This window comes from Corallococcus sp. 4LFB (assembly GCF_046520365.1).
In the GTDB taxonomy this organism is placed as follows: domain Bacteria; phylum Myxococcota; class Myxococcia; order Myxococcales; family Myxococcaceae; genus Corallococcus; species Corallococcus caeni.
The window spans coordinates 1-12,298 of record NZ_JBKGHJ010000251.1; the positions used below are offsets into that span (position 1 = coordinate 1).

At 69.1% G+C, this 12,298-nt stretch carries 9 protein-coding genes and 1 tRNA gene; 9 read left to right on the plus strand and 1 reads right to left on the minus strand.

From position 1 onward, the window contains the following. The first annotated feature begins 41 nt into the window (after positions 1–41). From ACLEQD_RS24620 to ACLEQD_RS24650, 7 genes are all read left to right on the plus strand, one after another. Positions 42–119, plus strand: a tRNA-Leu gene (locus tag ACLEQD_RS24620). A gap of 271 nt (positions 120–390) precedes the next feature. Further along, positions 391–1,515, plus strand: a complete 1,125-nt coding sequence (locus ACLEQD_RS24625) for a slipin family protein (protein ID WP_410387264.1) — start codon at positions 391–393, stop codon at positions 1,513–1,515. Between the two features lie 125 nt (positions 1,516–1,640). Continuing rightward, on the plus strand, positions 1,641–2,963 hold the full coding sequence (locus ACLEQD_RS24630) for an AAA family ATPase (RefSeq protein ID WP_410387266.1): 1,323 nt from the start codon (positions 1,641–1,643) through the stop codon (positions 2,961–2,963). Continuing rightward, entirely contained in the window at positions 2,960–3,769 is an 810-nt protein-coding gene (locus ACLEQD_RS24635) for a hypothetical protein (RefSeq protein ID WP_410387268.1), read from the plus strand. Before ACLEQD_RS24630 ends, ACLEQD_RS24635 begins: the two co-directional genes overlap by 4 nt. A 145-nt stretch (positions 3,770–3,914) precedes the next feature. Next, complete coding sequence (locus ACLEQD_RS24640) at positions 3,915–6,431, plus strand: VIT domain-containing protein (protein WP_410387270.1); 2,517 nt, start codon at positions 3,915–3,917, stop codon at positions 6,429–6,431. Between the two features lie 100 nt (positions 6,432–6,531). After that, positions 6,532–8,349: an acyl-CoA dehydrogenase gene (locus ACLEQD_RS24645; protein ID WP_410387271.1), complete on the plus strand. Its 1,818-nt coding sequence runs from the start codon at positions 6,532–6,534 to the stop codon at positions 8,347–8,349. Positions 8,350–8,427: 78 nt separating this feature from the next. Beyond that, on the plus strand, positions 8,428–10,101 hold the full coding sequence (locus ACLEQD_RS24650; RefSeq protein ID WP_410387273.1) for a hypothetical protein: 1,674 nt from the start codon (positions 8,428–8,430) through the stop codon (positions 10,099–10,101). A gap of 109 nt (positions 10,102–10,210) precedes the next feature. On the opposite strand, the gene ACLEQD_RS24655 is transcribed toward ACLEQD_RS24650, so the two are convergent. Further along, positions 10,211–11,314 carry a hypothetical protein gene (locus ACLEQD_RS24655; RefSeq protein WP_410387274.1) on the minus strand — a complete coding sequence of 368 codons (1,104 nt, stop codon included), beginning with the start codon at positions 11,312–11,314 and terminating at the stop codon, positions 10,211–10,213. 206 nt (positions 11,315–11,520) lie between these two features. On the opposite strand from ACLEQD_RS24655, the gene ACLEQD_RS24660 reads away from it, so the two are divergent. Then, positions 11,521–11,838 carry a hypothetical protein gene (locus tag ACLEQD_RS24660; RefSeq protein ID WP_410387276.1) on the plus strand — a complete coding sequence of 106 codons (318 nt, stop codon included), beginning with the start codon at positions 11,521–11,523 and terminating at the stop codon, positions 11,836–11,838. Between the two features lie 239 nt (positions 11,839–12,077). Beyond that, positions 12,078–12,298: LysM peptidoglycan-binding domain-containing protein (locus ACLEQD_RS24665; protein WP_410387278.1), on the plus strand; the 221-nt coding region annotated here is incomplete at its 3' end.

The window sequence follows — 12,298 nt, forward strand, 5'->3', positions numbered from 1 at the left end:
TGGAAGCTGGGCATGCGGCCGGAATTTGTCTCGGAACTTCTGGCGGCCTACTTAGCTCAACCTGGTAGAGCACGAGACTCAAGATCTCGGTGTCGAAGGTTCGAATCCTTCGTTCGCCTGGACCCCGTCGTTTTTCGCTGGTGCCAACGCGAGTCCACCGCGTCCTCCTCCCCACGCCGCACACTGGCCGGCCGCCAGGGCCTCTGGAGACTTTCCGTGCCGTTCGCGGAAGCGCTCCGGTCGCCGTCCGTGGCCGGCATCCGGTGCGGAAGCTCGGGAGGATGAGCGCGGCTCCGGACGGTCTGTTCGCGCGACGCGCCCGTGGGGCGGCGGGGTCCTTTTCTCCAGCAGCCGGGCTGCACTCCTTTCTTGTCGTCGAGGTGACGTGTCATGGGCATCGGTCGGGTGGAAGTGGCGCAGAACGAGCGGCTGTTCGTGGTGGTGAACGGGCGGGCGGAGCAATACCTGGGGCCGGGCCGGCACTGGGTGGTGCGTCCGTTCCAGCACGTCCGCTTCGAGCGCGTGCCGCTGGAGCCACCCGTCACCCGGCTGGACGAGGCGAAGCTCGCGTTGGTGCCGGAGAAGGACCTCCAGGTGCTGGAGCTGGGCGCGGACGAGCGCGCGGTGGTCTTCCATCACGGCCAGCCGGTGCGGTGGCTGGGACGGGGCCAGCACCAGGTGTGGACGGCGCAGCGGCTGCCCGGTCGTACCGGTCGGCCGGAGACGCCGACGGTGCGAGTGGAGCGCGTGGACGTGTCCGGCGTGGCGACGGAGCCCCCGCGGGACGAGGTGCGCGCGCTGATTCCGGCCAGCGACTACGTGGAGGCCACGGCCACGGAGGGCACGGTGGCGCTGCGCTACGTGGACGGCGTGCTGGACGCGGTGCTGCCGCCGGGCCGGCACGCGGCGTGGACGGTCGCGCGCAAGGTGCAGTTCGCGGTCATCGACCTGCGCGAGAAGCTGCTCCACGTCACCGGCCAGGAGGTGATGACGAAGGACCGCGTGTCACTGCGGCTCAACCTGTCCGCGGCGTACCGGGTGGTGGACGCGCGGCGGCTGGCGGTGGTGGCGCGAGCGCCGGATGAAATCCTCTACCTGGCGATGCAGCTCGCGGCGCGCGAGGCGGTGTCCACGCGCACGCTGGACGAGCTGCTCGCGGCGCGTGAGGCGGTGTCCACGGAGCTGTACGCGCAGGTGAAGTCGGGGGCGGAGGGCGTGGGTCTGGAGCTGCTGCGCTTCGGCATCAAGGACGTGGTGCTGCCGAAGGAGATGAAGGACCTACTCAACCGGGTCATCCAGGCGCAGAAGGAGGCGGAGGCGAACGTCATCCTGCGGCGCGAGGAGACGGCGGCGACGCGCTCCATGGCGCAGACGGCGAAGGTGCTCGCGGAGAACCCGCTGCTCGTGCGGCTCAAGGAGCTGGAGGCGTACAAGGACCTGGCCGCGAAGGTGGGTCAGGTGCACCTGGTGCTCGGTGAGGGCGCGGTGCCCACGCTCCAGCTCAAGGGCGGCTGAGGCCCCTGTGAGAATCGAGGCCCTCGGACCGGAAGCACGGTCCGGGGGCCTTCGTGCGTTCACAGGTACTGCGCAGAGCGCAGAGGTGGTTGACCCCTCCCCCTGTTTCGGGCGAGCTAGGGCGCATGTACGTGAAAGAGGTCCACCTCTCCAACATCCGGTCCATCGAGTCGCTGACGTGGGCATTGCCGGATCAGCCGGGCCCCGGGTGGCACGTCATCATTGGTGACAACGGTGCCGGCAAGAGTTCGTTCCTTCGGGCACTCGCGCTCGGACTTGTTGGGACAGAAGAAGCAGTGGCTCTGCGCCAAGACTGGAGCGAATGGCTTCGAGCGGGCGCGGACAGAGGTGACATCCGGCTCAAAGTCAGCTGGGACGAGCGTTACGACAAGTTCGAAGGCCCGAATGTGCCTCTTCGCCCTCGTTCACTCAATACACAGATTGGCTTGGTTCCGATACCAATTGACCGCCAATCAGTCAGGACTTTCCTTACGATGAAGGGGGTATCCAGCTCTGAAACGAACTCACAATATTTGGGATACGCGAAGCATGGACCAGGCTGGTTCTCTGCGTCTTACGGTCCATTCAGACGGTTTTCTGGTGGAGATCTGGAGCAGGAGAAGCTGTTCCGTTCCAACCCCAAGCTCGCTCGCCACTTGTCCGTCTTCGGAGAGTCAGTTGCGCTTTCGGAATGCCTAGAGTGGCTCAAGCTCCTCCAATTCAAGAAGTTGGAAGGGGATCCTGAGGGGGAGATTCTCAAGTCCTTGAAGCAGTTCATCAACCAGCCCGACTTCCTGCCTAACGAAGCCCATCTTGAATCGATCTCTTCCAATGGGGTTCGCTTCGTCGACGGCAACGGCTGCGAAGTTCCGGTCGAGAACCTTAGCGACGGCTACCGCTCCATCCTGAGCATGACCTTCGAGCTAATCCGCCAGCTCGCTCGGACATATGGATTCGACAAGATCTTCGCGCCCGGAGATCCAACGACCATCATCGTCCCCGGGGTCGTCCTGATTGACGAAATTGACGCGCACCTGCATCCCGTGTGGCAGCGCCGTGTGGGCCGGTGGTTCCGCGAACACTTCCCAAACCTCCAGTTCATCGTCACGACCCACAGCCCCCTAATCTGCCAGGCCGCGACCGTGGGCAGCGTGTTCCGCCTTCCCAGGCCGGGCAGCGACGAAGAAGCAGGCATGGTCACGGGAGTCGCGCTCGACCGTCTCCTCTACGGAAACGTACTGGATGCCTACAGCACCGGCGCTTTCGGCGACGTGCCCCTGCGCTCTCCCGAAGCGCTGGAGAAGCTCGAACGGCTCGCCATCCTCAACCAGAAGGAACTCGCGCAGGGCCTGTCCCCCGAGGAACAGGCGGAACAGCAGCACCTGCGCGCGCAGCTCCCCACTGCATCCAGCGCGCTTCCGTCCGACACGGAGGTGCCGCAGCCTTGATCCCCCTTCCGAATCTCCCGCTCCCGGAACCCGCCAAGACGCAGCTCACTGGCTACCAGCAGGAAATCGACGCACTCCCCGACTACGCGACGCGCGTCGAGCGTGCGCAAGAACGCTTCAGCAGCCTGAACAGGAAGGGCCATCCGACCTTCGACACCGTCAAGGCGACCCTGTCGAAGATGTCCGTGGGCGTCCAACGCTGTGCCTACTGCGAGGACTCACTGGCCGACGAGGTGGAGCACATCCGGCCCAAGGCACTGTATCCAGAGCTGACCTTTGCCTGGATGAACTACCTGTATGCCTGCGGTCCCTGCAACGGGCCCAAGAACAACCGCTTCGCGGTCTTCGCTCAGGGAACAGGCATCCATACGGACGTGGGTCGCCGACGTAACGCCCCCGTGGTGCCTCCCGTCCCTGGCACTCCCGTGCTGCTGGATCCTCGCGTGGAAGATCCCATGGACTTCATGAGCCTGGAGATCCGGCAGACATTCCTCTTCACCGCCACTGCTGCACGGGGCACCGTGGCGTACCAGCGTGCGAAGTACACCATCGATCTTCTTTGCCTCAACAGCCGTGAATCGCTCCCGCGCACGCGCTACCACGCCTACCGCGACTTCTTGATGCACCTCAGGGGATACGTCCAGGACCGTGCCCACGGCCACGCTCCCGAGCATCTCCAGCACCTGGCGCACGACATCCAGACCCGACAGCACGCCACGGTCTGGCGGGAGATGAAGCGCCAGCATCAGCTCATCCCGGAGCTGAAGCGCCTGTTCGAAGCGGCTCCCGAAGCCCTCACCTGGTAGCGCAGGACCCTGTGGCCCTGGAGCCACGGGCCCGCGCCCGGACTGTCTCCCGCCACCCCCACTTCCAGCCTTCCCAGAGGGGAACCGGGGTTGGCCCGGGGGCTGCAATGTCCCCGGGCACACCCTGAAACCAAGGTTCCCGACCATGCGAGTCCTGCTCGCCGCGCTCTTCGTCTGTCTTCTGGCCGCCCCGGCCTCCGCTCAACCCTGTCCCCCGGCCGCTTCGCCCACCGCGGGCGTCGCCCAGGGCACCCTCGTGGCGCGCTTCCGTGCGCAGCCGCAGCAGGCGGACACCACCACCGCGTGCCCGGACACCGAGCCGCGCACCTTCAGCCTCAAGCACACGGAGGTGGACGCGGAGGTCAGCGGCTTCCTCGCGTCCGTCACCGTGACGCAGGTGTTCGAGAACCCCTACACCGCTCCCCTCGAAGCACTCTACGTCTTCCCGCTGCCGGAGTTGGCCGCCGTGGACGGCATGGAGATGCACCTGGGCGACCGCATCATCCAGGGCGTCATCCAGACCCGCGAGCAGGCCCGCGACACCTACGAGCGCGCCAAGGCCGAGGGCAAGACGGCCGCGCTGCTCGACCAGGAGCGCCCCAACATCTTCACCCAGTCCGTCGCCAACATCCTCCCCGGCGAGACCATCCGCGTCCGCATCCACTACGTGGAGCGCCTCACCTACGACGCGGGCACCTACCGCTTCAGCTTCCCCATGGTCGTCGCCCCCCGCTTCATCGGCGGCCAGCCGCTGCCCACGCGCCAGGGCGAAGGCGTGGAGCCCGACACCACCACCGTCCCCGACGCGAGCCGCATCACGCCTCCCGTGCTCACCGACACGCGCAGCGGCCATGACATCCAGCTCACCGTGCGCCTGGACGCGGGCCTCCCGGTCCACTCGCTGCGCTCCACCACCCACCGCGTGGACGTGAAGCGTGACGGCCAGTCCCGCGCCACCGTCAGCCTGGGCCGCGATGACCGCATCCCCAACAAGGACTTCACCCTGGAGTACGTCGTCGCCGACGCGCTCATCCGCCCCGCCGTCCTCATGCACCGCGACCCCGGAGCGGACCACGGCTACTTCCTGGTGATGCTCAACCCGCAGCTGTCCCCCACCGAGCAGGAGATCGTCCCTCGCGAGCTCTACATGGTGCTCGACACGTCCTGCTCGCAGTCCGGCCTGGCCATCGAGAAGTCCAAGGCCATCACCAAGGAAGTGCTCAACCACCTGATGCCGGAGGACACCTTCCAGGTCCTCAACTTCGACACGCAGGTGACCAAGTTCGCGCCCACCGCCGTCCCCGCCACGCCGGAGAACATCCAGAACGCCCTGCCCTATGTCGCCAACTTCTGGGGCGGTGGCGGCACCGACGTGAACATCGCCGCCCGCGAAGCCATGCTGCCCCCGAACGACCCGGCCCGCCTGCGCATGGTGCTCTTCATGACGGACGGCCTCATCGGCGCGGATGAGCAGGTGCTCGGCACGCTCCAGGAGCACCTCCGGGAAGAGACGCGCATCTTCTCCGCCGGCGTGGGCTCCAGCACCAACCGCTACCTCATCACCAAGATGGGCGAGCTGGGCCGGGGCGCCTCCACCCTCGTCAACCTCAACCGCCCGGAGGAAGACGTCGCTCGCGAGTTCGAGCAGCGCATGCGCGGTCCCGTCCTCACCTCCCTCGTCGTGGACACCGACGGCCTGCCCGTCAGCGACGTGTACCCGAAGTCCGTGCCGGACCTCTTCGCCGGCCAGCCGCTGTTCCTCGTGGGCAGGTTCACCGGCACCGGTGACGGCGTCCTCCGCATCTCCGGCCGCGTGCGCGGCGAGGTCCGCCGCTTCGACGTGCCCGTGCACTTCCCCGAAGTCGCCCCGGAGCACGACTCGCTCAAGAGCCTCTGGGCCCGCCAGCGCATCGAGGAGCTGACCGTGGAGGGCTACCGCGGCGAGACGCCGGAAGTCGTGCAGGGCATCACCGACACCGCGCTCCAGTACCACCTGATGAGCCGCTACACGTCCTTCGTCGCGGTGGAGCAGGTGGCGCGCACGGCCCCCAACGGTGAGACGGTCCGCGAGATGGTCCCCGTGCAGCTCCCCGACGGCATGGTGGCGGGTGCCCTCAGCCGCGAGGAGATCCCCCCCGGCGACCCCATCATCTCCGTGCGCGCCCCGCGCAACGCCCGCCGCGTCACCGCCTACTTCCCCTTCGGCCTGGTGAAGCCCCTCACGTTCGACTCGCTGACCCGTTCGTGGCGTGGCCGCTTCCTCGTGCCGCTGGGCATCGCGGATGGCTACTACACGGTGTTCATCATCGCGGAGCTGGCGGACGGCCGCGTGGAGCGCAGCGAGGTGCGCTACCGCCTGGACTCCCAGGGCAACGACTTCGACGTCGTCCTCTCCCAGAAGGAGGTGGCCCCCGGTGACACGCTGACGCTGGACGTGGACGCGGTGGAGGCCACGCAGGAGGTCAGCGTGTACGGCGAGCTCTTCGGCGAGGACCAGCAGCTCCTCGACACGCAGGACCGCCTGCGCTTCACCAAGGCCCTGGTCATCCCGGAGGGCACGCCGGCCGGCACGTATGAGCTGGTGTTCGTCGCCCGCGACGCCGCCGGCAACCGCTTCGAGCGCCGGGAGACGCTGCGCGTCATCCACGCCCGGCGTGACTGACCCGCGAATCAATCTCGGGTACCCTGGCGGTCCGTTTCCGGCCCCGCGCCTTCACCGGCGCGGGGCTGTTTCATTCGCCCAGGCCGCGAGGAGTCTTCCGATGTCGTCGTCGTCCCTGCACTACACGCCCAACCTCCGCGATATTGAGTTCAACCTCTTCGAGTTCCTGGACATCGGCCGCACGTCGCTGGGCAAGGGCCCCTTCGGAGACCTGGACGAGACGGCGGCCCGGCAGACGCTGGAGACCTTCGCCCAGCTGTGCACGCAGGAATTGGCGAAGAGCTTCGACGAGTCCGAGCACAACCCGCCCCAGCTGGTGAACGGCGAGGTGAAGCTGCCCCCCGGCCTCAAGGCCGCGATGGGCGCCTACTACGACGCGGGCATGCACCTCTTGGAGACGCCCACGCACCTGGGCGGCCTGGGCGCGCCGCCGTCGCTGGGCTGGGCCGCGTTCGAGCTGCTGCTGGGCAGCAACCCCGCGCTGGCGTTCTTCACGCTGGGCAACCTGCTCGCGCGCGTCATCGACAAGCTGGGCACGGAGTCGCAGAAGCAGCGCTTCCTGCCGCACATCCTGGACAAGCGCTGGAGCGGCTCCATGGTGCTGACGGAGCCGGACGCGGGCAGCGACGTGGGCGCGGCGCGCACCAAGGCCCGGCAGGTGAACGGCGACGTCTGGGAGATTGAAGGCGTCAAGCGCTTCATCACCAACGGCGAGTCGGACATCGCGGAGAACATCATCCACATGGTGCTCGCGCGGCCAGAGGGCGCGGCGCCGGGCACCAAGGGCCTGTCGCTGTTCGTGGTGCCCAAGTTCTGGGTGAACGAGGACGGCAGCCTGGGCGAGCACAACAACGTCGTGTGCACGAAGCTGGAGAAGAAGATGGGCCTGAAGGGGTCCGTCACGTGCGAGCTGACGTTCGGCGACGGCAAGCCCACGCGCGGCCTGCTGCTGGGCGACGTGCACGACGGCATCCGGCAGATGTTCCACATCATCGAGAACGCGCGCATGGCGGTGGGCCTCAAGTCCATGGCCGCGCTGTCCGCGGGCTACTTCCGCGCGCTGTCGTTCGCGAAGGACCGCGTGCAGGGCAGCGACCTGGCGAAGGCGCGCGACAAGTCCGCGCCGCGCGTGACCATCCTCCAGCACCCGGACGTGCGCCGCATGCTGATGGCGCAGAAGGCCCACGCGGAAGGGCTGCGCGCGCTGGCGCTGTTCACCGCGTCCGTGCAGGACCAGGTGGAGCTGCAGGGCGGCCACCGCTCCACGGCGGCGGGCGAGGCGGACGTGCTCAACGACATGCTGCTGCCGCTGGTGAAGGGGTACAGCTCGGAGAAGGCGTATGAGCTGTTGTCCCTGTCGCTCCAGGTGCACGGCGGCTCGGGCTTCCTGACGGACTACCCGGTGGAGCAGTACATCCGGGACCAGAAGATCGACTCGCTCTACGAGGGCACCACGCACATCCAGGCGTTGGACCTGCTGATGCGCAAGGTGGCGCGCGACGGCGGCGCGACGCTGTCCGGCCTGCTGGGCCGCATCCGCGAGACGGCGGAGGGCAACGAGGGCGGCCCGGAGCTGAAGACCGAGCGCGCCGCGCTGGCGGAGGCGCTGGGGCACCTGGAGACGCTGCTCGGCACGCTGATGGGCAAGCTGGGCGAGTCCGTCTACCACGTGGGCTTCCAGGGCAACCGCGTGCTGTTCGCCGTGGCGGAGGTGGTCATCGGCTGGCTGCTGGTGCGCCACGCGGCCGTGGCGATGGAGCGGATGAAGTCGAACCCCGGCGACAAGGCGTTCTACAGCGGCAAGGTGGCCAGCGCCCGGTGGTACTGCCACGAGGTGCTGCCCGGCATCGCCCACGCCGCGCGCATGGTGGAGCACGGCAACCTGGACCTGATGGACCTGGCGGAAGAGTCGTTCTAGGCGCGCTGGCCCCGGGCCTCGGGTGTGGCTCCGGGGAGACACACGGCCCTGGCCCGGAGTTCGCAGTGGGGGTGGAGCATGATGCTCTCCACCCTCACCGCGCTGACCCTGGCCGCCGCCACCGTCACCAACACCGAGACCGTGCACGACCTGGAGCCGTTCGGCGGCCACGTCGTCGCGTGCACCGAAGGCGGCCTGGAGCTGTTCACTCCGGCCGGCCGTCCGGTACGGGTGCTCACGGTGGAGGACGGGCTGCCCAGCCACTTCTGCCGCGCGCTGGAGTCCACGGGCGACCGGCTCTTCGTGGCCACGGATGAAGGGCTCGTGTCGCTGGACACGCGCTTCCACGTGACGCCGGTGCTGGACGTGCGCTGGCAGGCGCTGCCCGCCGCCGAGGACGCGAGCACCCCGGACTACGTGAGCCGGCTGGAGTCGCTGGCCGCCGTGCTGACGCCGGGCCCCGCGTACACGGCGTTCTCGCCCCGCTTCGCGGGCACGGCGGAGGGGCGCCTGTTCGAGCTGGGCACCGGGCGCGCGTGGTCCCTGCCGGGGCCGGTGCGGTTCATCTCCGACACGCGCGACGGCGTGGACGTGGGCACCACCGAGGGCGCGTTCTCCCTCAGCGCCAGCGGGCGGCTCACCGCGCTGCGCGACCTGCCCACGGGCCCGCTGTCGTTCACTGTCACGGAGCAGGGCGTGCGCATCGTGGGCAGTCACGGCGAGGTGCACGCGTGGGAGACGGAGTCCGTGCCGCTCCAGGCCGTGAGCGTTCCCAGGGGCGCCACCGTGTTGCGCGAAGGCTGGGCGGGCACTCGGACCTCCGGCGTGTTCCTCCAGGGCAAGAAGGGGTGGCGCCGGGTCACTCCCACCGGGCAGCTCTGCGGCAATCACATCACCGCGCTGGCCCGGCATCAGGGGCGGCTCGTCGTGGGCACGTTCGACCGGGGCGCTTGCTGGCAGCGCGAGGACGGAAAGTGGCAGACCGTCCGAACGCCTTCGCTCCCCAGCGACCAGGTGCTGGGCATCACCAGCGACGGCGTGAACCTCTACGTCGCCACCACGTATGGCCTGGGCTTCCATGACGGCAAGGCGTGGACGCAGGTGGCGTATGGCGCTCGCAACCCCGTGGCCCTGGGGAAGCTGTCCGTGCTCAACGTGTCACAGGTCGACGGCGGCGTGGCGCTGGTGGATGGCCGGGGTGTGTCCCTGGTCACTCCCGGCGCCTCGCCCCTGTCCCTGGTGAAGCGGATGCCCCTGCCGAAGAAGTGGAGCAAGCACCCTTCCGTGGGTGAGGGCGCGGGCCGCTTCCTGTGGATGGGCAGCGAGGACCGGGGCCTGCTGCGCTGGGACGGCGAGAAGTGGCAGCGCTTCCACGACGGCCGCGACCTCACCGACAACTGGATCACCGCGCTGTCCACCGACGCGCAGGGGCGCGCCGTCGCGGGCACCTGCCAGGACGGCTTCAGCTACTTCGACGGCGCGAAGTGGACCCGCGTGCGCACGGCGTCCGGCCTGCCCTCCCCCGCCATCGTCTCCGCGGCGCTGGTGCCTGGGGGCGCGGTGGTGGGCACGCTGCTCGGCGCGTCGTACTTCGACGCGGGCACGGGCGAGGTGCACGCGCTGCCGAAGCTCGCGGATCCGCGCGTCTACGCGGTGCTCCCGGAGGGGGACTCCGCCCTCTTCGGCACCGAGGGCGGCTTGTCGAGCGCTGCCTGGAAGCCCCTGACCGCTCCCGCGCTCAGCCGGCGCTGAATGGCTGAGAAAGTGAGAGTCCCGCGGGGACTCCCCGCCAGCGGCGCGCCGCCCGAACTGGTCCGACAGTCGGACCAGTTGGGCCGCGTCGACCCCCCGGCCGCGTCGCTTATCCCTGTTTCGGTGCCGCGCCGCGCGCCGCCAGCTCGCGCTCCACGTACAGGCGCAGGATGTGCATGAAGTCCTGCGCGTTCGTCACCACGCCGAAGGCCTGGTGCGTGCCCCGGTCCTTCAGCTTGCTCACCACGAACTCGGACGAGTCCACGCAGATGGTGGGCAGCTCTCGCAGGCTGCCGTCCTTCTCCGTCACGAACGCCGGCAGCATGTTCCCCGTCGCGATGGCGTGCAGCGCCGTGGCGATGAGCACCGCCATCGTCGCCTTCACCGCGTGCCGGCGCATCGCGTCCTGCGCCGCCAGGTTGTCCGTCACCACGTCCGGCAACGGCCCGTCGTCCCGGATGGACCCCGTCAGCACGAACGGCACCCCGTGCTTCACGCACGCGTGCATGATGCCGTTGGTGATGACGCCCGCCTCCACCGCCTTCGCGATGGAGCCCGCCTGCCGCACCCGGTTGATGGCGCGCATGTGCAGCCCGTGCCCGCCCGACGTCGCCTCGCCCGCGCCGCTCATCCCCAGCGTCGTGCCGTAGATGGACGCCTCGATGTCGTGCACCGCCACCGCGTTGCCCGCGAGCAGCGCCCCCACGAAGCCGTTCTCCACGAACCACGTCATGTCCGCCCGCGCCCGCGAGTGCACCAGCGCCGGCCCCGTCACCCAGATGGGATAGCCGCCCCGCTCGCGCTCCTCCACCAGCAGCCGCGCCATGTGCGCGTAGTCGATGGGCTTCTCGCGCGACACCTCGCTCGTCATGAACTTGAACTCGCCCTCCCCGCCCTCCGCCAGGTAGGCCATGTTCACGTAGACGCCTTCACTGCCGTCCTCCGCCTTCCCCACCACCACCCGCTCGCCCGCGCGCACCCGCCGGCCCTCGCGCACCCAGAGCTCCCCCTGCGCGTCCAGCACCAGCGCGCCGTCCATGCGCGGCTCGCGCGGCATGCGCCACCGCCCGTCCACCCGCACGTACGTGGGCAGGTTCGTCGTCGTGAAGAAGCCCTCCGGCAGCACGCCGTCCGCCGGCGCCGGGGTGAAGCGCGCGTCCGGGAAGCTGGTGAACCGCGCCGCCGTGAAGTCGGGATGAGCAATGGTCGTCACCCCGCCACCATGCGCGGGCCCTCCCACCCGTTCAAGCGTGGCGCACGCCGCCATCCCCTCGGAATGTTTCCCCTTTCATAAGCCCCACCCACCTGGACGCACCCCGTCAAGGCGTTCCCCCGCAACCGCCGCGCGAATCCCGGGTTCATTTCCTCAAGGACGACGCGCCGGGCACCGACGCCCGCGCACCTCGAGGAGAACGGACCATGATGAAGCGCAACGGACTGGGGATGCTCGCGGCGGTGCTGGGCCTGACGGTGGCGCTGCCGGCCGTGGCCGCGGAGGCCGACAAGCGGCAGGTGAACCAGCAGCAGCGCATCAAGCAGGGCGTGAAGAGCGGCGAGCTCACGGGCCGCGAGGCCGTGCGCCTGGAGCGCCAGCACCGCGCCGTCCAGCGTGAAATCCGCCAGGACCGCCGGGACGACGGCCACCTGGACGCCGCCGAGCGCGCCCGCATCGACGCGAAGCAGGACGCCCTCAGCCGCCGCATCGCCCGCCAGAAGCACGACGGCCAGAGCCGCTAAATCCCCCGGGAATCGCGCACCGCGACAGGGCCTCCCCGGGCGGCCCACCGGGGACCTGTCGCCGGTGCGCGGCTGTTTCGGGGCCGGGATTCCGCTCCGGGTGCACTGGATGCACGCCATGTGCGTGCCTGCGGTGAAAAGCAGGTGGGGACGCAACCCGGGTTCTTGAACGGCGAGAATGGAAACAATCGCAGCCGGTGACCGAGGTCGGGTCACTGCTCCCCTTCCCGGAGCCCCCCATGAGCTACCGCATCCAATCTGGTGACACCCTCTCTGGTCTGGCCAAGCGCTACGGCACCTCCGTGGACGCGCTGATGAAGGCCAACCCGCAGGTCACCAACAAGGACCTCATCTACACGGGCAACACGCTGAACATCCCCGGCTCGCGCGACAGCTTCGAGCCCGGCACCCAGGGCCAGGGCGTGCGCGGCGGCGGCTCCGGCGGCTCCGGCGGCGCGGG

Coding starts and splice junctions, on each gene's coding strand:
- ACLEQD_RS24660 (WP_410387276.1), top strand. CDS start 11,521: ATGATGAAGCGCAACGGACTGGGGATGCTCGCGGCGGTGCTGGGCCTG.
- ACLEQD_RS24640 (WP_410387270.1), top strand. CDS start 3,915: ATGCGAGTCCTGCTCGCCGCGCTCTTCGTCTGTCTTCTGGCCGCCCCG.
- ACLEQD_RS24645 (WP_410387271.1), top strand. CDS start 6,532: ATGTCGTCGTCGTCCCTGCACTACACGCCCAACCTCCGCGATATTGAG.
- ACLEQD_RS24650 (WP_410387273.1), top strand. CDS start 8,428: ATGATGCTCTCCACCCTCACCGCGCTGACCCTGGCCGCCGCCACCGTC.
- ACLEQD_RS24625 (WP_410387264.1), top strand. CDS start 391: ATGGGCATCGGTCGGGTGGAAGTGGCGCAGAACGAGCGGCTGTTCGTG.
- ACLEQD_RS24630 (WP_410387266.1), top strand. CDS start 1,641: ATGTACGTGAAAGAGGTCCACCTCTCCAACATCCGGTCCATCGAGTCG.